Here is a 25,406-nt window from a genome sequence, read left to right on the forward strand (position 1 = left end):
TTTGCCGCAGATACATAGCTCCACGATGATCACGGATCAAAGCTCTGTGGGTGAGGCACGCCGCGTGGCTGTGCAGCATGCGCAGGCACTGGGTTTTGACGAAGAGCGGCGCAGCAATATTGGCATTGCCGTTACGGAGATGGCGACGAACGTCCTGCTCCACGGGCGTGGTGGCGAGGTTTTGCTGTGTCCGTTTGGCGAGGACGGCGGCCCGGTATGGCTGGATGTGCTGGCGCTGGATGCAGGGCCGGGCATACGCGATATGGCTCGTGCGATGGAGGATGGCTTCTCGACCGCAGGGACTGCCGGGCAGGGTCTGGGTGCGGTGCAGCGGCTGGCGGATGAGAGTTCAGTCTTCTCTCCGGTGGGGAAGGGTACGGTGAGCTGGAGCCGGTTCCGGCTGGGTCGGCCGCCGGTTGTTTCGGAGTTGGGTGTGGTCAGCATCCCGGTAAAGGGCGAGACGAAGTGCGGGGATGGATACCTGCTGCGGCCGGAGGCGACGCGATCGCTGTACATGGTGGTGGACGGCCTGGGCCATGGTGTGGGTGCGAACGAGGCTGCGCTGGAGGCGATCGAAACCGTGCGCCAGTACTCCGGTGAGACAGCGACGGAGATGGTGCAGCGCTCGCACGATGCGTTGAAGAAGACGCGTGGTGCGGCGATGTCGGTTGCGATTGTGGATCATGACCGGAAGATCTGTACGTATGCAGGCGTGGGAAATGTGACGGCGATGCTGGTCTCAGGGACGAGCAGCCGCACGATGGTTTCTCAGAACGGTACGCTGGGTGCGGTGCTGCCGCGTGTTGTGCAGGAGTACACGTATCCCATTGAGCCGAATGCGTTGCTGCTGATGTTTTCGGACGGTCTGAATACGCGCGCAGAGCTGGGGAGTTACGCCGGTGTGCAGCATCGGCATCCCATGCTAATGGCTGGTTTGTTGTACCGGGATTTCACGCGCCGTCGTGACGATGCGACGGTGTTGGTGGCGCCAGTGGGCGCTGCCCTGGAGGGGACGCCCGCATGACGCAGCAACTGCATCGGTTGATGTTGGCGAGTGAGCGTGACGTTGTGAGCGCACGGCAGCGTGGGCGTTCGATCGCGGAGGCGCTGGGCTTCGATCACCATGACCAGATCCGCATTGCGACGGCTGTCAGCGAGATTGCGCGGAATGCGTTTCGTTATGCGAAGGGCGGCGCCGTGGAGTTTGCGGTGGACCCTGATGCTGCGATGTTTCGCGTGGGTGTGACGGACACGGGCGGTGGTATTCCTCACCTGGACCAGGTGCTGGGCGGTGGTTATAAGTCGAGCACCGGCATGGGGATGGGGCTGCTGGGTACGAAGCGGCTGATGGACGAGTTCAACGTTGCGACGACGCCTGCGGGAACGTCGGTGCAGTTTGGGAAGTCGCTGCCGGCGCATCGTCGCGGTATGGATGGCTCCGATCTGCAGAAGTTGCAGGGCGTGCTGGCTCGCCAGCATCCGGCGACAGCGGTGGAAGAGCTGCAGACGCAGAACCGCGAGTTGATGAAGACTCTGAATGAGCTTCGCGAACGCAAGGAAGAGTTGTTGCAGTTGAACTCAGAGCTACAGGACACGAACCGCGGTGTTGTGGCGCTGTATGCGGAGCTGGATGAGCGTGCGGATTATCTGCGACGCGCTTCGGAGTTGAAGACAAGCTTTCTGTCGAATATGTCGCACGAGTTCCGGACGCCGCTGAACTCGATTGTGGCGCTGACGCGCATGTTGCTGGACCGCATGGACGGCGAGCTGAATGGCGACCAGGAGCAGCAGGTGCGGTTCATCCAGCGCTCGGCACGTGAGCTGAGTGAGATGGTGGATGACCTGCTGGACCTGGCGAAGGTAGAGGCCGGGCGGCTTGAGGTGAAGGCTAAGAGCTTCCGCGTGGATGAGCTGTTTGGCGCGCTGCGCGGCATGCTGCGGCCACTGCTTGCGGACAGTTCGCTGAACCTGGTGTTTCAGGAGCCGGAAGAGTTGCCGGTGCTGTTCACGGACGAGCAGAAGGTTTCGCAGATCCTGCGGAACTTTATCTCGAACGCGATCAAGTTCACGCCGCGGGGTGAGGTTCGGGTTTTGGCTCGGGCTTGTGCGAATGGTGAGATTGAGTTCGATGTGGCGGATACGGGCATCGGGATCTCGCCGACGGACATGAACATCATCTTCGAGGAGTTCGGTCAGATCGAGAGCAGTCTGCAGAAGCGGGTGAAGGGCACGGGGCTGGGGCTGCCGTTGTCGCGCAAGCTGGCGGAGCTGCTGGGCGGTTCGGTTCGGGTGACGAGTTCCGTGGGCGAGGGGTCCGTCTTTACGCTGACGCTGCCGGGCGTTTATGGCGGACTGGCGCCGGATCCGGAGATTGAGCTGCCGGATTTTGAGCCGGGTAAGAAGCTGATTTTGATTGTTGAGGACAACGCCGAGACTTCGTTTATCTATGCGCGTTATTTGGCGAATGCTGGTTACCAGGCCTATGCTGCGCCGTCGGTGGAGTATGCGAAGAACATCCTGGCGAAGGTGCAGCCGTCTGCCGTGATTCTGGATGTGATGTTGCGGGCGGAGACGACGTGGGATTTTCTGCGGGAGTTGAAGTCGGGGCCGCAGCCGTTGCCGGTGCTGGTGATCAGCATTGTGGATGACGAGCGGCGGATCTTCGGCGCGGGTGCGGATGCTTACCTGAGCAAGCCGTTTGCGCCGGATGAGATGATCGCCGTGATTTCGCGGCTGACGTCGCCGGCGGGGCGCGTGCCGATCCTGATGATCGATGACAACGAAGTCTCACGGTACGTGCTGCGCGGGCAGATTGCGGATACGGAGTATGAGGTGCATGAGGCTCGGGACGGCCGTGAGGGGATCCGCATGGCCGCGACGGTGCAGCCGGCGATGATCTTCCTGGACTTCTACATGCCGGGGTTGAACGGCATGGAGGTGCTGAAGGATCTGCGCAGCAATGATGCGTTGAAGGACATCCCGGTGGTGCTGCATTCGACGAAGATGCTGGAGCCGGCGGAGCAGGAGTTCTTTCGGGCGAATGGTGTGACCGTCTTTCCGAAGCAGATGTTGACGACGCCGGATGCAGCGGAGCGTGTGACCGAGCTGATCCAGACGGTGACCGCGCACTATCCCCGGCCGGGCGGCGTGCATGTCTAGCGATCGCGGTTCCGGCCGGATTCTGCTGATCGATGATCAGGAGGCGACGCGGTATGTGTTTCGGCGGATTCTGACTCGTGCGGGTTACACCGTGGAGGAGGCGGAGACGGGTCGCGAGGGTATGGCGAAGGCGATGATGCTGCCGGACCTGGTTATCTGCGATGTGAATCTGCCGGACATGCTGGGGTACGACGTCAGCCGCAGATTGAAGTCGAATCCGCTGACGCTGAACATCCCGGTGCTGCAGATCTCTGCGGCGTTTGTGAGTGATGAGAGCCGTGTGCAGGCGCTGGATGGTGGCGCGGACAGTTACCTGACGCAGCCCGTAGAGGCGACGGTCCTGGTGGCGCAGGTGAATGCGCTGCTGCGGATGCGTCGGGCGGAGAGCCTGTCGTCGCTTTCGGCGCTGCAGTGGAAGACGACGTTCGACGCGCTGAGCGATGGCGTGGCGCTGGCAAATGCGGATGGCGTGCTGGTGCGGGTGAACAGTACGTTTCTTTCGCTGATGGAGATGGTGTCTTCCGATGCGGAAGGGACTCTGCTGGCGAAGATCTTCGAGGAGAAATTTACGCACCCGTTTGCGGAATTTTTGCAGAAGGGTGCGCTGGGTGCACCGACGGAGATCGTGTATCGCGACCGTTGGTTGCGTGTGCGCTATGACCGCATCCGTACCGACGCGAATATTGAGAGCGGTCTGATCCTGCTGGTTACCGACATCACGGACCAGAAGAAGTTGCAGGAGACGCTGAAGCTGAGCGAGCGGCTGGCGGCTACGGGGCGGCTGGCGCATGTGATCGCGCACGAGATCAACAATCCTCTGGAGGCGATGCAGAACCTCCTGTACCTGGCGCAGATGGAGTCGACACCGCCTGAGGATGTGCAGGACTATGTGCACCAGGCTTCCTCGGAGTTGACGCGTATCAGCCAGATCACCAAGCAGGTGCTGGCGTATCACCGCGGATCGTCGCAGCCTGTGATGGCGCGTTCGGACGAGATTTTGCAGAGCGTTCTGGCGATCTTCCGCTCGATGTTCCTGAACGGGCGTGTGGATCTGGATGCGAAGACGGGATGCGCGGTTTCGCTGATGGTGCATCCGGGCGAGATCCGGCAGGTGCTGAGCAATATCATTTCGAATGCGCTGGATGCCCTGGGCGGGACACGCGGCAGCCGGCTGTGCGCTCGCTGCATTCAATCGACGGAAGTGAGTACGGGGCGCCGCGGTGTGCGCTTTCTGTTCAGCGACAACGGTCCCGGGATTCCGGAAGAGATTCTGCCGCGGATCTTCGAGGCGTTCTATACGACGAAGGAGTCGAAGGGATCTGGTGTGGGGCTGTGGCTTAGCGCTGAGGTGATCGGGAAGCATCGTGGCAGCGTTCGTGTGCGCACACGGACCGCCGGCAAGTTCCATGGCACCATCTTCGATGTCTTCCTGCCGCTGCCTATGGACGACATCCAGCCGTAAGCTTTCCTTATGACAATCGACGATCCCACAGGCACACAGCGGCGCGGTCTGCTGCTGATCCACACTGGCGCAGGCAAGGGTAAGACTACGGCTGCACTCGGCACCGCGATGCGTGCTGCTGGGAATGGCATGCGCGTGCTTGTGCTGCAGTTCCTGAAGGGGTCGTGGCATTACGGCGAGCTGGATGCGGCGGAGCGGTTCGGCGGAGACCTGGTGATCCGGCAGATGGGCCGCGGATTTGTGAAGGTGGGCGGGGCAGAGACGGACCCTGAGGATCTTCGCATGGTGCAGACGGCGTGGGACGATGCCGTCGCCGCCATGCACTCCGGTGAGTGGGACCTGCTGGTGCTGGACGAGATCAACTATGCGATCGGTTACGGCATGCTGGACCCCGCGCTGGTCGCTGCGGCGCTTGAGGCCCGGCCGCCGATGCTGCACGTCATTCTGACGGGGCGCAACGCCCATGCGCTGCTGGTGGAGCTGGCGGATACTGTCACCGAGATGCGCGAGGTGAAGCATGCCTACACCAAGGGTATCCTGGCTCAGCGCGGTATCGAGTTCTAAAGCGGCGTCAGTGACCCAGGTGGTACGGGTGCCCCTGCAGGATGGTGCTGGCTCGATAGATCTGTTCGGCGAGGATTAACCAGGCCAGTTCATGCGGCAGTGTCATGGCTCCCAGCGACAGCCGCAGGTCTGCGGCTGCGCGTGCCTCCGCGCTCCATCCGCTGGCAGGTCCGATGGCCAGCACGACGTGGCGGACGCCGTTGTCGCGGGCGGAGCGCAGCTTGTCTGCGAACTGCAGACTATCCAGCGACGCTCCGCCCAAGTCCGCGATGAAGAAGAGTGTGGCGCCCGATTTCCGTTCGTCTGCCACGTTCTCGAGCAGACCTGCTTCGGTGCGAAAGGTGCGTGCTGCGGCGGGGAGCGTTCTGCCGCACCGCTTGAGATAGTCCTGTGCGAGTGATTCGACTGCCTTATCGGCAGCACCGGCGCGGACGGCCAGCAGCGAAACTTTCAGGGCCATCGATGACATCTCCGCGAACAGGTAATTAAAGGAAGATCAACAATTTTCAATAGAACCCTTGAGAATTCTATGAAAAATAAGAGGTATTTCTTCTGTCAGTGACGACAGGGAGCGTCCTGGGATGTCACATCGCGCCAAAATTCGGTTTCTTAGATTTTGGCAGAAGCATTGCATATGTGGGGGTTACTGAATACCACTTTTTGGTAATGCCGTCTTTTTGACGCACTTACCTTTGCTCACGACCAATTAGTTCTTTCCGAGGCCCCCTTGATGACTAAGCATTTCGTTCGGTTGGCGCTTGCTGCTTGCCTCGTATCTGCACCCGCGGCGTTCTACTCTCCGGTCGCCTTTGCGCAGGATCAGTCTGCGGTTACTGGCGGCTTGAATGGCACCGTGACCGATCCGAGTGGCGCAGCCATTGTGGGCGCAAAGGTCACGATCACTGGACCCCAGGGTTCCGTAACAACGACTACTGATAAGAACGGTCGCTTCGGCGCTACCACCCTGCGTCCCGGTTATTACGACGTGAAGGTTGAGCAGGCTGGTTTCAGCACTACGACCGCTGTGCATAACGAAGTAAACGTCTCGGTGTCTTCATCGCTGAGCCTGAAGATGAATGTCGGCTCTGAGAGCACCACGGTGCAGGTTACGGCCGAGGCTGTTCCCGTGGATACGGAAAACACCGCGATCACCGCGACATTGACCGACACCTTTTATAACGCGATCCCCATGCCGCGTAACGTGTCGGCAATCTTTTATGCTGCGCCGGGCGTGCAGGCCGGTCAAGTAAACAGCGTGGCGAACCAAAATGGTCCTGGTGCGAACAACCCGTCGATCGGAGGCGCCTCCGGTCTTGAGAATTTGTACGTTGTGGACGGCGTGACCATCACAGACCAGGCGTTCGGATCTATTGGCACATTCAACCGCTATCACGGCTCGCTTGGCACTGGCATCAATCTTGCCTTTATTAAGGAAGTCGACGTCAAGACCTACGCCTTTGAGCCGCAGTACGGCAAGGCCACCGGCGGAATCATCCAGATTGTTACCAAGTCCGGTGGCAACACCTTCCATGGTGCTGTGTCGGCATACTTCGCGCCGGGCGTCTTTTACGCGCCTCGCTACCAGTTCTACAATTTTGGCTACAAGCTTTCGGCGCCTTCGCAGACGCTTTCGAGCCCTGCGTTCGACGCGGCAATCGAAATCGGTGGCTATATTCCACACCTGAAAGACAAGCTGTTTTTCTTTGGCGCCTTTGATCCATCCCTCACTCGCAGCATGATCCAGGCAAATCCCAATGCGCCCGCGCAGTCGGTCGCTCTGGGTGCTTTCGCGACAACGGCCAGCAGCATGAACTACGCTGGCAAACTGACCTATAGAATTAACGACCGTTCGACGTTGGAACTTACTGCGTTTGGTGATCCGTCGCGTCACAACACCGTTCCGTCGTCTCTGTCCAGCGCGAACCCGAACTCGACGAAGAGCTCCTGGAATTACGGTTCGCAGGATGAACTGGCACGTTTGGACACCGCCATCACGAACTCGTGGACGGTGGATCTTGCTTACTCCTACAATCACAACCACTTCTCTGAGGCCCCAGCCTTCAATCAGTACGCTGTGACGAATACGGTGCCTACCTTCTTCGGCGGAGCTTCTGTGACCACGGGCCTGGGCGCATACGAGCCTTCGAAGAACAACACGTACAGCATCGCGGCTAATACGTCGAAGATCGTCCATCTGCTCGGCACCCATACCTTCGCAGTGGGTTACGGCTATGACCATACGAACTTCGTTGATCTGCCGACGCGTTCGGGCAATCTGTTTCCGGTAGTCCAGACGAATTACCTAGGAGGCGCTGTCGCTGCGAAGAGCTATGTGCCGAACGGCGTCCTGACGGACGGTCAGTTCTCGATCGCGCCAATCAACAGCGCTAATCTCGCGGACCACACCTGCACAGCGTGCCCGATTGTGAATGGTGTCAGCGTGTACGCCATCTCCACGCGCGGCCAGTACGCCGGCCGCAATATCCTCGCACTCGGTCGTTATCACCAGGCCTTCGGCGAAGATGTCTACCAGATGAACAAGTACATGACGTTCAATCTGGGTGTTCGCTGGGAGCAGCAGCGTATGACGGCACCCGTGCAGAGCTATAACTACGGCGCAAGCTGGTCGCCGCGCATCGGTGTCAACATCGATCCGATGGGCGATCGGAAGAGCAAGCTCTTCTTTAACTTCGGCCGGAACTTCTGGGCAGCCCCGCTGGATGCCGCCATCCGCTCGCTGGGCGGTGAAGTCGACTCTTACGGTATGGCATTTGCGCCAGTGGTCAACGCAGATGGCAGCTTCACCATTGTGCCGGATCAGGCACACGCACTAAACGGAACTCCGCGCCGCACAACTGCCGATGGCGTGGGAAACTTTGCCCCACCGACTTACCAGCTCGGTGGAGAGGGGGTTCTCTCCGGCACGAAGCAAGAGTACGAGGATGAGTACGTCATCGGTTACGAGCGCAACATCGGTAAGGACTTTGTCTTCAAGGCGCGTTACACGGATCGTCGCCTTGGTCGCATCATCGAGGACGTCGGTTCGCAGTCTCCAGAAGGCTCGACTCTTCCGCAGATTGGATTTAATGGTGGTATCACTAACCCCGGCCCATCGACGGATATCGCGGTCAACGAGCAGGTAGTTACCTATACCGCAGCGCAGTACCAGGCGGCCCAGGCTCGGTCAATTGGTGGGGCGTACGTTGCTCCAGTCGCAGGTTGCATCGGCACGATAACGGATGCGACCACAGGCAAGACCACCCAGTACAGCAACGACACCTCGGTTGCAACTGGTGGCCTGTTTGTCGACGGCAAGAACAATACAATTGGCGGTGCCTGCGTTACGAATATGGCAAATATCGGTACCTCAGGAAACGCAGCGAACCCGTCTGACAACCCCGTGAACAACAACGGTGGTGACGGTATTCCTGACGGCTTCGTGAAGCCTATCCGTCGCTTCAACTCGGTCGAGTTCGAGGTGGACAAGCGTTTCAGCAATCACTGGCTTGCCGTTGCGAATTTCCGCTGGGGCAATCTGTACGGTAACTACGAGGGTGCCTACCGCAACGACAACGGTCAGTCCGATCCTGGTATCAGTTCGTTGTTTGACTTCACCTCGGGCAAGCTCGGTCTGTTGGGTAGCCAGTTCGAGCCGGGACCTCTCAGCACGGATCGCCGCGCGGTTGGCAACATCTTCCTGAGCTATAACTTCGCTGGTGGCTCAAGAAACAGCTTCGTCAGCAACGCGTTGAAGGGGCTTACGCTTGGCCTTGGTGCCCGCGGACAGTCTGGTGTGCCGCTCAGCGTTTTGGGCGATCACCCGGTCTACTGGAATACCGGTGAAGTGCCGATCGGCGGCCGTGGTGCGGCAGGCCGTACGGCAGCCAGCAACCAGCTCGATCTGCACGCAGAGTATGCTGCACCACTTGGCCACATTGCAGGTGAAGCAAGCCGTCTCCGCGTCACCTGGGACATGTTCAACGTAGCGAACAGCCAGTTTCAGAGCTCAAGCGTCCAGACCTCGCAGCTGACCGCATCTGGCTACCTGGTAGTCGGATCTACACCACCGATTAACACGGATTACGGTCGTCCAACAGCCTTCCAGGCACCGTTCTACGCCCGCGGTTCGGTTCGGTTCGAGTTCTAACTAAGGTGCACATTGAAACGTCAAAACGGGAGGGCCCCTGGGCTCTCCCGCTTTGTTTGCCGCGTCTTTAGCGGCCTATAATTTTCTTTGAGCCCTGGGCTTTGCAGCCCGGCCAGGAGTGCCCTTGTTCCGTCTTCGCTCCGTTCTTCTTGTTGTTCTGGCCTTCCTTCTGGCCGGCCAGTCGATGCGTGCTGTCAGTGTGAAGCAGCTGCCGCCGGTCTATCGGCACTGGCTGACGCAGGAGGTGAATTACATCATCGAGAGCCCGGAGCGGGAGGAGTTTCTTTCGCTGAAGACGGATGCTGAGCGGGATGCTTTTATGAAGAGCTTCTGGGATTCCAGAAATCCCGATCCCGGCTCGGAGATCAACACTTACAAGGAAGAGCATTACAAGCGGCTCGCCTATGCGAACGAGCACTTTGGAAACTATGAAGCGCGCGATGGCTGGGCTACCGATCAGGGCATGATCTGGATCACGCTGGGTGAGCCGAAGCAGAAGATCACGTATCCCAACCGGGCGAATGTTCGGCCGATCATTATCTGGTTCTATCAGTCGCCGACGCCGGCGTTGCAGAGTTACTTCTCTGTGATGTTTTACCAGCGGAGTACGGGCGAGGAGTATGCGTTGTACTCGCCGTATCAGGATGGTCCAAACCGGCTGGTCACGGGACTGGAGACTGGCAATGAGCAGGCGCGGAGTCTGCAGCAGTTGCGGAAGGCGCTTGGGAGTGAGGTGGCGCGGACGGCGGTTTCTCTGATTCCTACCGAGCCGGTGAATCTTTCGGAGTTTTCGCCGAGCATGATGTCGGACGCGTTGCTGGCGAATATTCGCGGTCTTGCGGATAATCCGCTGGAGATTGCGCGGGTCAACCGCAATCGCCGGGAGAAGGTGACGACGAGCATCCTGTCCAGCGATGCTCCTCCCGAGGTGAAGTACGCCATTGTGCGGGATGAGAACGGTCATGCGACGGCGGATGTGTTTGTGCGTCTTTCGCATCTGGATGTGGGGATTGCGGGCGCGCGTAAGTCGGGCGGCAGCGGCTATGACCTGACGCTGCAGCAGCACATTACTACGGCAGATGGCCGGGCGGTGTATGACACGGTGAGCACGATTGCTGCTCCGTTGCCGCCTGCTGCGCTGGATGTTGCGCGGCATAAGGTGTTTGCAGCAGAGGACCAGTTGCCGCTGGAGCCGGGTAAGTACCTGGTGCAGACGACGTTGACGAACAACATCAACCTGCAGGCGTATCGCGTGAACAGCACGCTCACGGTGCCGCCTCGGAGCAAGTCGCTTGCGGTGTCGGATCCGGTGGCGTTTGCGGGGCATCCTGCGCAGGTTGCCGGACAGCGTTTGCCGTTTACCTATGCGGGTGTGCGGTTTGCGCCGGTGGGTGTGGGGACGATCTCGCTGCATGCGGGTGACCCGTTGCAGGCGGTGTTTCAACTCTGGCTGCCGCGCAATGCGGACGGCACCTGGAACAAGCAGCCGGTGGCGATGCACTTCTATTACGGATCTGCTGCGTCCGGTGCAAAGCCGATGGACGAGGCGGATGAGACGGTCGATCCGGCGAATGCGGATGCGGGTGGTAACTTTGCCAGCGGTCACACCTTTCACACGGACGGGCTGGAGCCGGGGAACTATCGCGTGATTATTCGTGCGACGCAGCCGGGCAGTCCTGCTGCGTTTGGGACGATGACGCTGCGGGTGGAACCGACTGGCGTTCCGACTGCGGGCTGGTCTGCGTACGGCCCGCCGGAGCCGCAGCAGGAAGAGATGAAGCGTGCGTTGTCAGCCGAGGCGAGTGGAGCGAATCAGGATGCGATTGCTTATCTGACGAAGGATCTGGATCTGCATCCGCAGAATATTCGGAGCCTGGGGCGGCTTGCGACGTTGCTGGCAGAGCAGCACAAGGTCCATGAGACGGCGCAGTTGGCAGAGCGTCCTGCGTTCCGGGATGCCGTGGATATGGCGACGCTGACGCTGGTTTCAGAGGCTCTGGTCACGACCGGGCAGCCGGGGCAGGCGATTGCTTTGCTGGATCGGCAGAGCAAGTTGCAGCCCCTGAACGTGATGCTCTATACCGAACTGGCGAAGCTGGATGACCAGGCGGGGAAGCACACGGAGGGGGATGTCGCACGCAAGCAGGCGATGGCGATCCGTCCGAAGGCTGCGACGCCGGAGAAGTAATGTGTAAGAGGCATGAGAAGGGGCCCGGCTGTTGCCGGGCCCCTTCTGTTTGTCGCGTTTGCGGATCTTACTTCTTTGCAGTTTTCTTTGCGGTCTTTTTGGGGGTGGCAGCCTTCTTCGCGGCGACAGCTTTCTTCACGGCGACAGCTTTCTTTGGTGCGGCTGTCTTCGCGGGCTTTGCGGCGGCTTTCGTTACTGCCTTCTTCACGACAGCCTTGGCGGCCTTCGCAGGTGCGGCTTTCTTGGCGACTGCTTTCCTGGCGACTGCTTTCCTGGCGACCGTCTTCTTTGCCGCAGTTTTGGTTGCGACTGTCTTCGTCTCGGCTGCCTTGGTCGCGATTGGCTTTGCTGCCGGGCGTTTGCCGGAGGCGGAGCCGCTGCTGGCTTCGGCGTAGTCGTCGACGGGTTCGGGCTTTGCGGCCTTCTTCGCGGACTTGGCGCGGGTCTTGGAGAGGGCTGCCTTGATCTCGTCGTTGAGGTCGTCCATGGTCATGGTCTTTGCGGAGCGGCGCAGGCGTTCGAGGCCGTAGTAGGCACGCTTTTCCGGCATGAAGATGTGGACGACGAAGTCGACGTAGTCCATGAGGACCCACTCGCCCTGGCGTCGGCCTTCGACGGAGTTGGGATAGACGCCGAAGTCGTTCTTGAGACGGAACTCAATCTCGTCGGCGATGGCGGCGTTCTGTCTTTCGTTGGTGCCGCTGCAGATGAGGAAGTAATCCGTCAGCGAGCTTTCCGAGGGGTCCAGCGCCAGGATGGTGATGTCTTCTGCTTTTTTGCTATCGCAGGCATCGACCGCGGCGCGGAGAAGCTGGTTGGATTCCAGTGAGGGCATTGATCTCCTTCGAAGAGCGCGCCACGGGGTTACCGGGCGAACGTTCTCTCCGTCAGCCTAAGGATAGGCCAATGACGGCGCTGCGCCTAGTCTGGTCTGCAGCAACCTGGCAGAGATCACCGTCAGGCGGTCTCTGCGACGGGCGCCTTTGAGGCGGCGGGGGCGCGGTAAGTGCCTGCGGTTGGTTTGCGGAAGGCGAGTGCGACGCGGTTCCAGGAGTTGATGACGACGATGGCAAAGGTGAGCTTTACGGCTTCCTCCGGCGAGTAGTTGGCGAGGACTTCGTTGTAGGCGTAGTCGGGGGCGTGGCCGTCGGATAGGTCGGTGAGGCTCTCAGTCCACTGGAGTGCGGCGCGTTCGCGTGGGGTGAAGAAGGGGGTCTCGCGCCAGGCGGTGACGCCGAAGAGGCGTTCGGTGGTTTCGCCGGCCGCCAGTGCGTCTTTGGTGTGCATGTCGATGCAGAAGGCGCAGCCGTTCATCTGCGACGCGCGCAGCTTGACCAGCTCCATCAGTGAGGATTCGAGGCCGGACTGGTTGACTGCCTTGCCCATGGCTGTGAGCGCCTCGACGCCCTCAGGCCAGATTTTCCAGTAGTCGATTCGTTTTTCGCTCATGAGTGCTCTCCGTAGTGGGGGTTACGTGGCGTGGTAGAGGTGCATGCGTGCGATGTACAGGCCGACGGTGGGTGTCAGCGATTTACCGCAGGAGACGCCGACGCGCAGGCGTTCGCGAATGCCGCTGGCGGAGATGTCTTCGTCGAGAGTCTCGACGAGGTGGACGCGTGCGCGCTGTTCTGATGTGAGATTGAGCGCTGCGATGCCGTCGCCGCTGTGGTCGGGGTCGATGCTATTCAGATCGAAGCCGGGCCTTGAGAGAACGATCCATTCGGCCGCGGCGAGCAGCTTTTCCGGATCGCGCCAACGCGGCAGCGAGAGGAAGCTGTCGGCGCCGACGATGACGAAGAGATCCGCGGAGGGGTACTCCGCCCGCAGCCGAGCGAGGGCGTCGATGGTGTAGTTAGGCGAGCCGTCGGGATGCGGCGCGTCGATCTCGGAGACTTCCAGGCGTGGGTCATCGCTGCAGAGCAGGCGCGTCATGGCCAGGCGATCGTCAAAGCTGGCGTGCGGGCCGGCATCTTTCAATGGCTGGACGCCGGTAGGCGCTAGGAGGACGCGGTCCAGGCGCAAAGCATCGGCCGCGGCCTGTGCGGCAAGCAGGTGCGCCCGGTGCGGTGGATCGAAGGTGCCGCCGAAATAACCAATGCGCATCTGTCTAAGTATCACCCGAGAGGTCAGACGCCCAGCATTTGCTGACGAAGCGCTGGGCGCCGGAGCCACAGACCCAGCCAGATGACGGCGGCAAAGACGATAGGGACGATCCACTGCGGTTCGCCAGCGCGCAGATGCGTGAGGACTGCCCCACCCATGTAGGCGGTGAGCAGGATGGCACCGATCGTTGCGGTGCGCGGGATGAGGAGCAACACGGGGCAAGCCAACTCGAGGGCTGCGAAGACGGGCAGCAGGGCAGGGTTGATGCCGTACTTGCCCAGGCCTTCTTTGACCATGGGCAGTTGCAGGGCGGCGGTAACGCCACCGCTGAGCAGAAAGAGTGCAGGCAGCACTGTCAGTACCCAGCCGATCCAGAACATAGGCTTTGAGGGTTGGGCATCCGTGGCCATCTGGGAACTCTCCGTTGGGGTGGAATTGGAACCCTACGAGGATGCCTGTACGGAATGGCTCGTGCAATAGAAATTTCGTGGATGTTGAAGCTGGCGATGCTAAGCCGACGGGGGCGCCGCGCTATCGCGGGAGTTCCCTTGCTTCTGGAATTAACACTCAGTGCGCCCGGCCGGCAGTGATGCTCTGCCAGAGCGGATTCACGAGCGAGTCGATGATGTCTGCCATTTGTTCTGCGGGGATGCGGTCTGGTGTCTTTGCCCAACGGGTTGCCGCGCCGAAGATGGCCCAAGCGACTGTCGTTGCGAAGATCTCCGGATCGATGCCGGAGGCCATGTGGAACTTCCGTAAGCCGTCATGAATGATTCCCTCGATGACGGGGATCACGGAGCGCTCGAGCGACATCTTGCTCAGGCTGCTGGGGCAGCTGGTGGCGCGGGAGAGGTATTCGCAGACGCCTAATGCGATCGTCCGGAGACCGCCTGCGCAGTCCGGTGAGGAATCAAGACGCTTGCGCAGCGATTCGCCGAAACGAACGGCTGTCATGGCCTGGAGCAGGGCGTCCTTGTCCGGGTAGTGCAGGTAGAAGGTCGCGCGGGTCAGATTTGCTTCGTCGGCGATCTCCTGGATGGAGATGTCGTTGAAGTCCTTCTTCCTGAGCACCTTGCCGAGTGCGTCCATCAGCGACTGGCGGCTGCGGAGGGCTCGCCGATCCGTCGGTTCCGCAACTTCGGGTTGTGCGGACGGGGCTGCCATCTTTCTAGGATAGCTTTTCTGAACCCTCGGGACGAGGTAGACATCTGTCTATTATCGTTAGAAGACACTTGTCCATTAATGGTCATATGTCCACCAAGGAGAATGCCGAATGTCCACACTGCTTCATGTCGATTCCAGTCCGCTGTACGGCGGTTCCATCTCTCGTGAACTTACGAGCGCGTTTGCCGCCCGATGGAAGGCCTCACGCCCAGAAGGCAAGGTGATCGTGCGCGATCTCAATGCCACCACGATTCCGCCGCTGGATGCCGCGTGGGTCGGATCTGTCTTTACCCCCGAAGAGTCCCGTAGCGCAGAGCAGAGGCAGACGCTGGCTCTCTCCGACACTCTGCTGGCTGAGTTATTCGAGGCCGACGAGTATGTGGTCGGCGTGCCGATGCATAACTTCGGCCCACCCTCGGTGCTGAAGCTCTGGGTCGATCAGATTGCGCGTGTCGGCAAGACCTTCAGCTACGCGGACGGTACGCCGAAGGGGTTGATCGTCGGGAAGAAGGCGACGTTTGTCGTGGCGACGGGCGGCATCTACGATGCGCAGACGCAGATGGCTTCCTTCAACTTTGTCGAGCCGTACCTGCGTTCGGTCTTTGGCTTTCTGGGCGTGACGGATACCACCTTCCTTACGGCCGGCGGTGTCCAGGCGGTGAACCATGGCAAGGTAGACCGTGCGACGTTCCTCGCGCCACACCTTCAGGCAGTCCAGGCGCACGCGAACCAGCAGGCGGTTTGAACGCGTGACAGCATCATCGGTTCCGCGACCGGTGGTGCTGTCACCTGGTTTAGGTCCGCGCCGGTCTGAGTGGATTACGGCTTCGCCGCGTCCTTCACCCGCTCGAAGGGATCCCGACGTTCTCCGAAGATCACTACGCCGTGGTCCGGCCCGTCGAAGGTTAGTTGCATGATGTCGTCGGTCACGAAGAAGGAGGCGGGCGATGAGGGGAACAGGGAATTGGGGGCACTGCCGTACATCGACAACTGCAGGGAATCTTTCGCTGGAGTGATTGCCATGGCCGGACCGTCCTTGATCTGGAAGTTGCCGGTGAACTGAAGTTGCTGGGCGAGCGGAACGGTTGCGAGTGTGCGCTCCTGAGGACGGTAGTCGGGCCAGCCGTACACGCGGGCGATGCTGCCGAGAAGCTCGCCGTAGAGCGCCCCGCCGTTTTCGCTGTTGGTCATGATGACCGCGCCGTCACCGTCCTGGTAGGCAAAGTAGATGCAACGGTAGCCTTCATTGCCACCGCCGTGGGACATGGCGGGCTTGTGGCTGGGGGATTCTGCGCCGACACCCAGCCCGTATCCTTCTTTGATTGGCGTGAGCATGGTTCGCGCCATCTCCGCGGAGATGACGTGGTTCGCCTTGCCAGTGAGCGAGCGCTGCAGTTCGATGACCCAACGCGCGACGTCGGATGGTGTGGTCCAGAGACCGGCTGCCGCCATCTCGGGATAGGTGTGTGGGCCGCCGGGGATGGGCTTGCCCTGGCTGTCGACGGGCATTGCGACCTTGTTCCGCTTGGCCGGGTCGAGCGGCTGCTGGAAGGTACTGCTGCTCATGCCGACGGGGCCGAGGACGGACTCTTTCATGAGTTGCGGAAAGGCTTTGCCGGACTGGTCGATCATCATCTGCTGCACGATCGAGTAGCCGCCGCCGGAGTAGCTGTAGTGCGTACCGGGAACCTCTGCGACGACGACTGGATCGGAGTTGGCAGGTTTTGTACCGTTGAGGACCTGCGTCAGTGTCGGCACCGGCTCGCCTGCCGCATAGCCTCGGAAGCCGTGCACGGTTGTGCCGGCGGTGTGTGAGAGCAGCTTGCGCAGTGTGACGGGTGACTGCGCAGCGAAGCTTGTCTGCGGGAGAATCCAGCTCTTGAGTTCGGTTTCGACGGGCGCGTCGAGGGAGAGTTTGCGCTGTTCCACGAGCCTGAGCGCAGCCATCGACGTGAGGGATTTGCTGAGAGATGCGGCCTGGAAGAGGGTGCCGGTTGTGACCGGAGCGCCGCTTTCGCTCTGCGTGCCGTAGCCTTTTGCCCACTCGATCTTGCCGCCGTGGATTACGGCGATGCTGACGGCAGGGACGTGGAGGCGCTGCATCTCCGCGAGGATCTCCCGATGGTCGACGGGACGGCCGACGATGGTGACGACGGGACCCAGGCCTGACTCGACGGCGCGAATATGCGATTGCGTGCTCTGTGCCGGAAGAGCGGTGTAGACAAGGGCGAAGGCCAGGAGGGCTAGGGCTGGGCGACGAGTCGACATGCCGTAGTTACGCATTAGACCACTCCCGGTTCGATCAATTCTTGCCACAATCTCACTCGATAAAGCTGGAAGATCCGGGCGCGAGGCCCGGATCATTCCTACCGTCTGCGCCGGGAAGACGCCGAAGGCGTCGAGTACGGTACGAAGTGCCTAGCGGTCGTCGAACATGCTTCCGATGACACCGCCTACGAGGCCGCCGCCGAGGCCAACGCGGGTCTCGCGGTCGGGGCCGGGCAGGTACTCCTGCAGTTTGTGGGCGAGGTTGCTGATGGGCAGCGTCTGCAGCCAGATGCGGCCGGGGCCGGTGAGCGCGGCGAGGAAGATGCCGTCGCCACCGAAGAACATGTTGCGAATGCCGGGGACGCGTGTGATCTGGAAGCTGACACCGGCGTGGAAGGCGCCGACGTGGCCGGGATGGACACGGAGTGTTTCGCCGGGCTGCAGATCACGGACGATGACTTCGCCGGAGAGCTCGAGCCATGCGGTGCCGTGACCGTAGATCTTCTGCAGCAGGAAGCCCTCGCCGCCGAAGATGCCGGCGCCCAGCGACTGCTGGAAGCCCAGACCGATGCCGACGTTGGGCGTGGCGCAGAGGAAGCCGTGGCGATGGACCATGTACTCGTCGCCGTTACCGTGCAGTTCAACAGGCACGATGTGGCCGGGGACCTTGGTGGCGAATGCGACTTCGCCGGGGTAGCCCTGCGCTGTGTACTCCGTCATGAAGAGGGTGCCGCCGCCAGCCATGCGCTTGATGGCTCCGAGGAAGCCACCGCCGCCGCCCGCCTGGGTATGTGTGTGCATGCCGATTGAGGCGGACATCCAGCTGAGTTCGCCGGCTTCCGAGATGACGGTTTCGCCGGGCTGCAGAAGGAATTCAATGGCGGGCATGGTGGTGCCGTGGATGCGTGACTGCATGGTGTGTTTCTTGCCTCCGTGGCGGTGTTCTGCCTCGAATCGAAGATACGACAGTGCGGTGGTTGTGGTTCCGTTTGCATTCCGTTGCGCCCCCCAAGAACTTGTCATCCTGAGCGAAGCGCATTCGAACCCTTCCCCCAGCTTTGGAATGCCTTCCTCAAAGCTTGTGGAATGGACGTGCGCTTTGTTCCAGGCTGCAGAAGTCTTCCGTTCGGAAGCGCGCAGCTTCAGCTGTGCCAATGACGCACGTGTCGAAGATGGGCTTTGCCCTGAGGTCGAGCTTCTTGCCTGTCGCGGCGCAAAGCTAAACCTCGGCGGCTAAAGCCATTTGAGTATTGGAGGCTTTTGGCACAGCTGAAGCTGTGCCCTTCCTCTCAATTCATATTTGCAGTGGCATAAGCAGAATGCAGGTCCTTCGACTGCACTTCGACTGCACTTCGACTGCACTTCGCTGCGCTGCGTCCCGCTCAGGATGACAGGCTTCGGAGGCGGAACAGAGACGATCTGCTGAGGCTCTACAGCGAATCCCCGAACAACCCCGGCTGGTCGGCATCTGCGCCCTTCGTGGGAATGTCTTTTTGTGCGATTGGATTCGTCGCCATGCCCGGTTCGTTCTCGACGGGTTCGCAATGCAGGCCTTCCGGGAGGGGGCGCAGCAGGTCGAGGGGCGGCTGCGCGGATTCGTCGCGGGAGAGCCAGCGGGCGTAGTCCTTTGGCTGCAGGATGACGGGCATGCGGGTGTGGATGGGCTGCATGGTCTCGTTGGCGTCGGTGGTGAGGACGGTGAAGCTTTGCAGCCAGTGGCCGTTGGCGGGGTCTTTCCATGCGCTCCACAGGCCGGCGAAGGCGAAGGGCGCGGTGCCGTCTAGGGTGAAGGCGAACTTGGGATTGTTGCGCGGGCGGATTTTCTGCCACTCGAAGAAGGCGTCGGCTGGGACGAGGCAGCGATGCCGCTCAAAGGCGCGCTTCCACATGCCGGCTTTTTCGACGCCCTCGCTGCGTGCGTTGAAGGTGGTGGGCGGCGGCTTTTCGCCGGGTTTCTGCCAGGGCGGGATGAAGCCCCAGCGCGCGAGCACAAGGTCGCGCTGACCGGTGTCCCGGTTCTCGCGCACGATGGGTTGCATGGTGGTGGGGCGGATGTCGTCGTCGGGTGCGAGCGGGTCTTCGAAGACGTGGCCGTCGATGCGCATGGCTTCGGCGATGCGTTGCTTGTCACTTCGTCGCTGGTAGCGTCCGCACATGAATTGTGTGATGCGTTACGGCTCGAAGGTGAAGCCGTTGCGCGCCTGCACGATCTGCTTCCTGTCTTTTGTGCGGAGTTCCAGGCGGTGGAAGCTGCCGGGCTTGAGGTCGGGTGGTGGTGTGTAGCCGAGTTCGTACTGTGTGCGAAGGTCGCTGCCGATCTGTTCGTAGATGGAGCGCAGGCTCATCTTGCCGACGGTGTACATGCGTCCGCCGGTTTGTTCGGCGAGGGCTTTGAGGATCTTTGCGCCTTCGTCCACGTTGCTGCGTCGTATGCCGATGCCGCCGCTGGTAAATGCGCCCGGCGTGAAGACGCTGTACTCGATGCAGTAGATCTGCACGTTGTGCTGCTGCGCTTCGTGAATGGCTTCGTCGAGGGATTTGCGGCTGCCGTTGTCGCCGCCGTCGCTGAGGATGATCATGGCTTTGCGGCCGGTCTGCTTGGAGAGTTTGAGCCTGGCGACGTCATAGATGGCGTCCTGCAGGCGTGTGCCATTGGCAGTGGAGGAGCGGGAGTAGAGGCCCAGCAGGCCGAGGTGGAGACGGTTTGGAGAGCTGGTCATGGCGACGAGTTCGTCCACCTCTGCGTCGACGCGCAATAGCATGGCGCGGTCCTGCGGGCGGCCGAGCATGGTCTGGAAAAAGACGTCGCTGCCTAGGACTTCGTCGGAGAGGAGTGTGCGCTGGCTGCCGCTGGTGTCGACCAGGATGGCGAAGGTGAGCGGCAGCTCCGAGGCCTCAGAGAAGTAACGGATGGGGACGTCTTTGCCGTCCTGCTTCAGTTCGAAGTCGTCCTTGGTCAGGCCCTGGACGGGGATGTTGTCCTTGCCGCGCACCACGGCGGAGAGTGCGACGACGCGCGAGGCGACACGCAGTGTCAGCGTCTCCTCGGTGGGCGCAGGCGCAGGTGTTGGAGGGGGTGGGGTCTGGCTGAGTGCCGCATGCAGACTGCAGAGCAGTACCAGCGGCGCAAGAACATCGCGGTACTTCACGGCGGCTGCCTCCCAATGCCGAAAACCTACGCTTCATGGACCGGCGCGTCAACGGTATTTCGAAGTGCGAGATCTTCTGCGCTATGCCAGGGCGGCTTCTACGGGATCGCTGGACGTGGGCGTGGTTGCGGTTGTGTGCAGGCGCACCTCGACGTTGGTGGCGTAGAAGGTTGCGCCGCCGCCGAGGTCGGTGAGGCGTTCGCTGGTGAGGACGTTGACGCCGTTGCCGTCGGCAGCGAGCTTGTTCCAGCCGAGCGTAGCTGCGACGGTGCCGCGTGGGACGCGGTGCGTCAGCGAGGCGGTGAGGTTGAGTGAGCCACGATCGTTGGCGACGGCGACGGTGTCGTCCTGTGCGATGTTGCGCTCTGCGGCGTCGTCGGGATGGATCTCCAGCGTGCCGAGGCCGATGCGCGCCTGCTCCATGTTGCGGTGCTGCGGGATGTTGGCGAAGGTGGAGTTCATCCAGTGGTCGGCCTTGCGCGCCAGCATGCGCAACGGCTGCGTGGCGTCGTTGCGCTCGGGTGTGGGCGCGTAGGCGGGGAGTGGGTCGAGTCCCTGTTGCTGGAGCGATGCGGAGTAGAACTCACCGCGACCGCTTGGCGTGCGGAACCATGTGGCGTCGGCGAAGGGCAGGAACTCGCCGCGGTCGTTGCGTGGCAGGGTGAGGGCGATCATCGGCTGCTGCTTCAGGGCTTCGAGCGTGATGCCCTGATGCCAGGGATGTTGCGTGTCCAGTGCCTGTGCGAGGAGGTCTTCTTCGGTTTCGCGGAAGCAGGGTTCGGGGAAGCCCATGCGTTGAGCGAGTTGGCCGAAGAGCCGGACGTTGCTGCGGGACTCGCCCATGGGTTCCATTGCGCGCAGGGAGAGTTGGGCGAAGTAGTGGCCGTAGGCGCCCTGCACGTCGTCTTGTTCGAGGAAGCTGGGCGATGGCAGGACGATGTCCGCGTGGTCGGCGGTGTCGGTGAAGAAGCAGTCGTGGACGACGGTAAAGAGGTCGTCGCGACGCATGCCACGCAGTACGGCGGACTGGTTGGGTGCGACGGCTGCGGGGTTTGAGTTGTAGACGAAGAGCGCGTGCACCGCAGGATCGTCTACCTGCGTGAGGGCTTCGCCGAGCTGGCTCATGTTGAGGGTGCGTGCGTCGCGGCCGAGCGGGCTGGCGCGCATGAGCTCCGGCATCTGCAGCTTTGCGCTGTTGAAGCCGAAGGCGTTGGAGGTGGAGAGCATGACGCCGCCGCCGTGATGTTTCCAGGCGCCGGTCATCAGGGGCAGCATGCCCACCGCTCGGGCGGCCGTGCCGCCGTTGTCGGTGCGCTGGATGCCGTAATTCACGCGGATCACTGCGGGCTTTGTTGTCGCGTAGGCACGGGCCAGGGCGACGATGACTTCGGCGTCGATGCCGGTAGTAATGGCGACCTGTTCCGGCGCGTAGTCGGCGGTCATGACGCGGTCGCGCAGTGCTCCGAAGCCGTGCGTGCAGTCGCGGATGTAGTCGCGGTCTTCCAGGCCATCGCGGAGGATGACGTGCATCATGCCCATGGCGAGGGCAGTGTCGGTGCCGGGGCGGATGGCGATGTGTTGATCGGCGAGACGCGCGGTCTTGGTCTGGTAGGGATCGATGACGACAAGGCGGGCACCGTTGCGGCGTGCCTGTTCTACGAAGGGCCACAGGTGGATGCTGTTGCCGTGCAGGTTTGCGCCCCAGGCGAGGATCAGCTTGGCGTGTGCGAAGCTCTGTGGCTCCGGTCCAACACGCACGCCGTAGACGGAGTTGAAGGCGGCTGTGCCGGCGCTGGCGCAGATGGTGCGGTCGAGTTGCGAGGCTCCGAGGCGGTGAAAGAAGCGGCGGTCCATGGAGCCGTAGCCGAGCTGGCCGATGGTGCCCGCGTAGCTGTAGGGCAGGATCGATTCGGGGCCGTGGGTGTCGCTGATTTGCTGGAGCCGCGCGGCGATGGTGTCGAGCGCTTCGTCCCAGGAGATGCGCTCGAAGGCGAGGTGCTCTTCGCCGGGCTTCAGCGATCCCTTTGCGACGCCGGCTCGGCGGCGCATGGGATAGAGCAGACGGTCGGGGGAGTAGACGCGATCGAGATAGCGCGTGACCTTGCCGCAGAGGAAGCCGCGCGTGACCGGGTGCGCGGGATCGCCTGCGATGCGGACGACGCGATTTGTCCCGAGGTCTATGGTGGCGAGGACGCCGCAGCTATCGGGGCAGTCGAGGGAGCAGGTGGTGTGTACGACGCGTGTGCGTGGTGTTGTCTCTGCCAGCGATTGCTTCCCGTCTTCATCGTGTGAAAACGCGGTGGCACCTGCTCCGTTCGTGGTCATCGACGGCATGGGATGATTGTAGAAGTCCCAGTCAGTATTGCGTAGGCTCAAATCACAGGAGTAGCCCTGACGATGCGCCGTTCCCTTATTCGCCTTGCACTTGTTGTGGCGCTGGTCAGCCTGCCTGCTGCCACGCTGTCTCGTTCCGCCTTTGCTCAGAAGGAAGGCGAGCAGATGCGCGTTCTGCCGCAGGCCGAACTGGACGTGGTGAAGGTGCTGATGGCGCAGGAGCGCGCCTGGAACAGCGGCAACATGGAAGACTTCACGGCGAGCTACAAGAACTCGCCGGACACGTTGTTTATCGGCAACATTGTGACGCGCGGCTTTGAAGGCATGGTCGCAACCTACAAGAAGAACTATCCGGACCGCGCAACGATGGGCCGGTTGACCTTCAGCGACCTGGAGCCGCATCTGCTGGACGAGCGCTTTGCAACACTGACGGGCCGCTTCGCACTGGAGCGCGACAAGAAGCATGGCGGCAACGTCGGCGGCGTCTTCTCGCTGGTGTTGGAGAAGACACCGCAGGGTTGGAAGATCATTCTGGACCACACGACCAGCTAGGTCCGTCAGACGAACAGCCAGATCTAGGGCATGTCGGCGCTTACCTGCAGGGCGGTCACCGCTGCGTTCAACTCTTCGCGTACGGTTTGTTGTTCTGTTTGCAGAGCGGCTAACTGGGTCTTGAGTGTGTTGAGTGTGTCTTCCTGTGTGTTCAGTTCCTGTGTATAGCGCTTCACCAGGGAGCGTTCTTCTGCCGAGCCCTTCAGCGCTGCAAGGTTCTGGCGCAGGCGGTTCTGGTCGTTGATGAGGATGTTCGTAGCGCTGTCGTTTGCCGCGATCTTTCGATCGACCTCCGCGAGATGGCGCTTGGCCGTCAACACTGGCCGCAACGCTGCGACGACGCTGGGTGGATTGCCGTCGGTCTTCAGCAGCGCCTCAATCTGTCCTGCGTCGACGGTAGCAACACCGTAGCGCGTGTAGAGCGTATGGCGCTGACCCACACGCAGACGCACGGTCTGATTCGGCGCAGTCACGACGCGGAAGCGGTAGACCGTGGGCGTCGTCTCTTCGGGCTTTAGCTCGCTATCCAGGTCCCATCCGGGCAGGCGCGGTGCTTCCACGATGACGGCGCGGCTCTCGCTGGCGGCGTTGTGTACCTGGTACTCCACCTCTTCCACCTCGCCCGCCTTTTCCGTCAGGATGCCGTTGGAGACGGTGATCTGCTGGACGCGGCGGGAGCGGTTGGCACGGGCGCCTGCGGGTGATTCCCGCGTGACGCGGACGGCGGTATCGGTGGCGTAGCTCAACAGACGGCGCTCGCCGGGATGGATGGGTTCCAGCAGGCCCTGACCGCTGAAGTTGCCGCTCTCGAGGATGGAAAACGATCCGCGGTCGAGCGTCAGGTTGCTGGTGTTCTTAATCCAGAGTGCCCGCAGAGCCGTGCGGTCATTGGCGGAGAAAAGCGTCACTGGATCGACGTCGACCCTGGTCTGGAGAATCGGCACGAGGGCTGATTGGTTCTTCGCGATGGTGACCGGTTCGGTTAGTTTGTATTCGAAGAAATCGTCGAAGCCGCTGGTGGTGGTGGTGCGGGCTGCGATGGATGCTGCTGCGGAATCTTCATAGGCGATGGCGGCTGGTGCGGCGAGCGCTTGAGATCTGAGGTTTCGCCCGTTCATGGGAACGGGCGGTACGGCAGATTGTTCAGCGGCCACACCGACACCGCCCATGATGCCGCCTGCAGCGCCACCTGCGCTGCCCATACCTGCACCGACGACGCCGGCAACCCGCGATGGTGAGACCAAGGCATCTGCGGGTTCGCCTCCCTCGTGTGTCTGCGGATTCAGTTGCGCCTCCTGCGGCAGGCCGATCTCCGGACGGCGGGAGTAGTAGGGCTGCGAGATGGGTTGGATGAAGCTCTGCGGCGCGCCTGCGATGAGTGAGAGCTGTACGTTGTTCCAGTCGGCGCCGACGGTGTTGTCGACCACGGCCCAGCCCTGCAGCGTGGCCTGCTTTGGCCCGGTGCCGGCGCGATTGTCGAAGAGGATGCGGTAGGTCGACTTCCAGACCGGCACCTCGGAGATGTAGGAGACGCGGACCTCGCGCGTGCCGCTGCCATTGTCGGAGAGGGTGAGGTGGCGCAGGCCGTCCTTGTGGTTGTCGGCGAGGATCTGCAGGTAGCGATTTACGTCGTTGTGCAGGGTTACGTCGAGCATGCGCACGCTGGTCTTCGCGTTGAGTTCGAAGGTGTGGACGGTGCCTGCGTCGGAGATGACGGTGAGGAAGTGGTGCTCGACGACGGGCGAGGCTTCGCCGTTGTCTTTCCTTGAGGGAGTGCTGCGCAACTCTACGTTCAGGATGCGTCCTGTGACGGCGGCGCCCAGGCCCGTCACCTCCACACGTGCACCGCGAATGGCGGTGTAGAAGTCCGCCGCGGTCGGGTCGGCTCCCAAGGAAAGCGGAAGGCTGCGCATCTGCTGCTCGACCGGTGTGGTGCTGTTGTAGCCCGCGCCAGCGATGCGGCCTCCGCCCAGGTCGACTGCTGTCAGCGTCTGCAGGACGTCGTTGAGCTGCGCTGTTGTGAAGTCGATGGTGACGCGTCCGTCGCCGGAGACGGAGCCGATGTGTTCGAAGAAGCCGACGCCGTTCTTGTAGAGCGCGACACGGCGGATGGGCAGCGAGGCAGGGGTCTCCGGCCTGCCCTGGGAGGTCGCGCGGGCTGCGGATGGGCGTGACGGCTGGGCTGTCAGGACGAGCGGGAAGGCCATCAAAACCGCTGCCAGCGGCAAGGGAAGGGTGCGTGTCATCACAGAACCTCATGCCCGCTACCGGCGGGTGCAGCTATAGACACCGTCCGTTCTGCATTTGGCACCACGC

At 61.7% G+C, this 25,406-nt stretch carries 20 protein-coding genes; 8 read left to right on the forward strand and 12 right to left on the reverse strand.

Translation table 11 applies throughout. The features are described 5' to 3' along the window. Window position 1 precedes the first annotated feature (1 nt). From TERRO_RS00830 to cobO, 4 genes are read left to right on the forward strand one after another with little or no spacing between them, the layout of a single operon-like run. Window positions 2-1,024, forward strand: coding sequence for an ATP-binding SpoIIE family protein phosphatase (locus TERRO_RS00830; protein ID WP_157178211.1), 1,023 nt, complete (start codon window positions 2-4; stop codon window positions 1,022-1,024). Beyond that, window positions 1,021-3,159 (forward strand): ATP-binding protein, encoded by a 2,139-nt coding sequence (locus TERRO_RS00835; RefSeq protein WP_014784090.1) that lies wholly within the window; start codon window positions 1,021-1,023, stop codon window positions 3,157-3,159. The genes TERRO_RS00830 and TERRO_RS00835 overlap by 4 nt, the downstream gene beginning before the upstream one ends. After that, window positions 3,152-4,621 carry an ATP-binding response regulator gene (locus TERRO_RS21700; protein WP_014784091.1) on the forward strand — a complete coding sequence of 490 codons (1,470 nt, stop codon included), beginning with the start codon at window positions 3,152-3,154 and terminating at the stop codon, window positions 4,619-4,621. Before TERRO_RS00835 ends, TERRO_RS21700 begins: the two co-directional genes overlap by 8 nt. A gap of 9 nt (window positions 4,622-4,630) precedes the next feature. Further along, entirely contained in the window at window positions 4,631-5,185 is a 555-nt protein-coding gene (gene cobO / locus TERRO_RS00845) for a cob(I)yrinic acid a,c-diamide adenosyltransferase (RefSeq protein ID WP_014784092.1), read from the forward strand. A gap of 7 nt (window positions 5,186-5,192) precedes the next feature. Here the strand turns inward: cobO and TERRO_RS00850 are convergent, their stop codons facing one another. Continuing rightward, window positions 5,193-5,645 (reverse strand): 23S rRNA (pseudouridine(1915)-N(3))-methyltransferase RlmH, encoded by a 453-nt coding sequence (locus TERRO_RS00850; protein WP_014784093.1) that lies wholly within the window; start codon window positions 5,643-5,645, stop codon window positions 5,193-5,195. Window positions 5,646-5,915: 270 nt separating this feature from the next. Between TERRO_RS00850 and TERRO_RS00855 the strand changes: the two genes are divergently transcribed. Next, on the forward strand, window positions 5,916-9,332 hold the full coding sequence (locus TERRO_RS00855) for a TonB-dependent receptor (protein WP_014784094.1): 3,417 nt from the start codon (window positions 5,916-5,918) through the stop codon (window positions 9,330-9,332). 124 nt (window positions 9,333-9,456) lie between these two features. Beyond that, complete coding sequence (locus tag TERRO_RS21705) at window positions 9,457-11,520, forward strand: GWxTD domain-containing protein (protein ID WP_014784095.1); 2,064 nt, start codon at window positions 9,457-9,459, stop codon at window positions 11,518-11,520. Window positions 11,521-11,587: 67 nt separating this feature from the next. Here the strand turns inward: TERRO_RS21705 and rsfS are convergent, their stop codons facing one another. The 5 genes from rsfS to TERRO_RS00885 all read right to left on the reverse strand — a co-directional run bounded on the left by rsfS (window position 11,588) and on the right by TERRO_RS00885 (window position 14,787). Beyond that, the gene (rsfS, locus tag TERRO_RS00865) at window positions 11,588-12,355 is read right to left on the reverse strand and encodes a ribosome silencing factor (RefSeq protein WP_014784096.1); all 768 of its coding nucleotides are present in this window, start codon (window positions 12,353-12,355) and stop codon (window positions 11,588-11,590) included. A 122-nt stretch (window positions 12,356-12,477) separates the two neighbouring features. After that, window positions 12,478-12,969: a carboxymuconolactone decarboxylase family protein gene (locus tag TERRO_RS00870; RefSeq protein ID WP_014784097.1), complete on the reverse strand. Its 492-nt coding sequence runs from the start codon at window positions 12,967-12,969 to the stop codon at window positions 12,478-12,480. Window positions 12,970-12,990: 21 nt separating this feature from the next. Then, on the reverse strand, window positions 12,991-13,623 hold the full coding sequence (gene nadD / locus TERRO_RS00875) for a nicotinate (nicotinamide) nucleotide adenylyltransferase (protein ID WP_014784098.1): 633 nt from the start codon (window positions 13,621-13,623) through the stop codon (window positions 12,991-12,993). Window positions 13,624-13,646: 23 nt separating this feature from the next. After that, on the reverse strand, window positions 13,647-14,033 hold the full coding sequence (locus TERRO_RS00880) for a DoxX family protein (RefSeq protein WP_014784099.1): 387 nt from the start codon (window positions 14,031-14,033) through the stop codon (window positions 13,647-13,649). 157 nt (window positions 14,034-14,190) lie between these two features. Next, complete coding sequence (locus TERRO_RS00885) at window positions 14,191-14,787, reverse strand: TetR/AcrR family transcriptional regulator (protein WP_014784100.1); 597 nt, start codon at window positions 14,785-14,787, stop codon at window positions 14,191-14,193. Window positions 14,788-14,896: 109 nt separating this feature from the next. Here TERRO_RS00885 and TERRO_RS00890 point away from each other — a divergent pair, with 109 nt between their 5' ends. After that, on the forward strand, window positions 14,897-15,532 hold the full coding sequence (locus tag TERRO_RS00890) for an FMN-dependent NADH-azoreductase (RefSeq protein WP_014784101.1): 636 nt from the start codon (window positions 14,897-14,899) through the stop codon (window positions 15,530-15,532). Between the two features lie 74 nt (window positions 15,533-15,606). Here TERRO_RS00890 and TERRO_RS00895 read toward each other — a convergent pair whose 3' ends face one another. The 5 genes from TERRO_RS00895 to TERRO_RS00915 all read right to left on the reverse strand — a co-directional run bounded on the left by TERRO_RS00895 (window position 15,607) and on the right by TERRO_RS00915 (window position 22,538). After that, window positions 15,607-17,055, reverse strand: a complete 1,449-nt coding sequence (locus TERRO_RS00895) for a serine hydrolase domain-containing protein (protein WP_157178212.1) — start codon at window positions 17,053-17,055, stop codon at window positions 15,607-15,609. Window positions 17,056-17,205: 150 nt separating this feature from the next. Beyond that, window positions 17,206-17,970 (reverse strand): TIGR00266 family protein, encoded by a 765-nt coding sequence (locus TERRO_RS00900; protein ID WP_014784103.1) that lies wholly within the window; start codon window positions 17,968-17,970, stop codon window positions 17,206-17,208. A gap of 515 nt (window positions 17,971-18,485) precedes the next feature. Beyond that, entirely contained in the window at window positions 18,486-19,211 is a 726-nt protein-coding gene (locus tag TERRO_RS00905) for an SOS response-associated peptidase (RefSeq protein WP_081490564.1), read from the reverse strand. Between the two features lie 15 nt (window positions 19,212-19,226). Beyond that, complete coding sequence (locus TERRO_RS00910) at window positions 19,227-20,204, reverse strand: VWA domain-containing protein (RefSeq protein ID WP_014784105.1); 978 nt, start codon at window positions 20,202-20,204, stop codon at window positions 19,227-19,229. Between the two features lie 81 nt (window positions 20,205-20,285). Then, window positions 20,286-22,538, reverse strand: coding sequence for a molybdopterin-containing oxidoreductase family protein (locus TERRO_RS00915; protein WP_245536180.1), 2,253 nt, complete (start codon window positions 22,536-22,538; stop codon window positions 20,286-20,288). A 63-nt stretch (window positions 22,539-22,601) separates the two neighbouring features. On the opposite strand from TERRO_RS00915, the gene TERRO_RS00920 reads away from it, so the two are divergent. Beyond that, window positions 22,602-23,090, forward strand: a complete 489-nt coding sequence (locus TERRO_RS00920; protein ID WP_014784107.1) for a YybH family protein — start codon at window positions 22,602-22,604, stop codon at window positions 23,088-23,090. A 23-nt stretch (window positions 23,091-23,113) separates the two neighbouring features. Here TERRO_RS00920 and TERRO_RS00925 read toward each other — a convergent pair whose 3' ends face one another. Further along, window positions 23,114-25,336: a DUF4139 domain-containing protein gene (locus TERRO_RS00925; RefSeq protein WP_014784108.1), complete on the reverse strand. Its 2,223-nt coding sequence runs from the start codon at window positions 25,334-25,336 to the stop codon at window positions 23,114-23,116. Between the last annotated feature and the right edge of the window lie 70 nt (window positions 25,337-25,406).

The sequence above is a fragment of the Terriglobus roseus DSM 18391 genome (assembly GCF_000265425.1).
In the GTDB taxonomy this organism is placed as follows: domain Bacteria; phylum Acidobacteriota; class Terriglobia; order Terriglobales; family Acidobacteriaceae; genus Terriglobus; species Terriglobus roseus.

Coding starts and splice junctions, on each gene's coding strand:
- TERRO_RS00835 (WP_014784090.1), top strand. CDS start 1,021: ATGACGCAGCAACTGCATCGGTTGATGTTGGCGAGTGAGCGTGACGTT.
- TERRO_RS21700 (WP_014784091.1), top strand. CDS start 3,152: ATGTCTAGCGATCGCGGTTCCGGCCGGATTCTGCTGATCGATGATCAG.
- cobO (WP_014784092.1), top strand. CDS start 4,631: ATGACAATCGACGATCCCACAGGCACACAGCGGCGCGGTCTGCTGCTG.
- TERRO_RS00850 (WP_014784093.1), bottom strand. CDS start 5,645: ATGGCCCTGAAAGTTTCGCTGCTGGCCGTCCGCGCCGGTGCTGCCGAT.
- TERRO_RS00855 (WP_014784094.1), top strand. CDS start 5,916: ATGACTAAGCATTTCGTTCGGTTGGCGCTTGCTGCTTGCCTCGTATCT.
- rsfS (WP_014784096.1), bottom strand. CDS start 12,355: ATGCCCTCACTGGAATCCAACCAGCTTCTCCGCGCCGCGGTCGATGCC.
- TERRO_RS00870 (WP_014784097.1), bottom strand. CDS start 12,969: ATGAGCGAAAAACGAATCGACTACTGGAAAATCTGGCCTGAGGGCGTC.
- nadD (WP_014784098.1), bottom strand. CDS start 13,623: ATGCGCATTGGTTATTTCGGCGGCACCTTCGATCCACCGCACCGGGCG.
- TERRO_RS00880 (WP_014784099.1), bottom strand. CDS start 14,033: ATGGCCACGGATGCCCAACCCTCAAAGCCTATGTTCTGGATCGGCTGG.
- TERRO_RS00885 (WP_014784100.1), bottom strand. CDS start 14,787: ATGGCAGCCCCGTCCGCACAACCCGAAGTTGCGGAACCGACGGATCGG.
- TERRO_RS00890 (WP_014784101.1), top strand. CDS start 14,897: ATGTCCACACTGCTTCATGTCGATTCCAGTCCGCTGTACGGCGGTTCC.
- TERRO_RS00895 (WP_157178212.1), bottom strand. CDS start 17,055: ATGTCGACTCGTCGCCCAGCCCTAGCCCTCCTGGCCTTCGCCCTTGTC.
- TERRO_RS00900 (WP_014784103.1), bottom strand. CDS start 17,970: ATGCAGTCACGCATCCACGGCACCACCATGCCCGCCATTGAATTCCTT.
- TERRO_RS00905 (WP_081490564.1), bottom strand. CDS start 19,211: ATGTGCGGACGCTACCAGCGACGAAGTGACAAGCAACGCATCGCCGAA.
- TERRO_RS00915 (WP_245536180.1), bottom strand. CDS start 22,538: ATGCCGTCGATGACCACGAACGGAGCAGGTGCCACCGCGTTTTCACAC.
- TERRO_RS00920 (WP_014784107.1), top strand. CDS start 22,602: ATGCGCCGTTCCCTTATTCGCCTTGCACTTGTTGTGGCGCTGGTCAGC.
- TERRO_RS00925 (WP_014784108.1), bottom strand. CDS start 25,336: ATGACACGCACCCTTCCCTTGCCGCTGGCAGCGGTTTTGATGGCCTTC.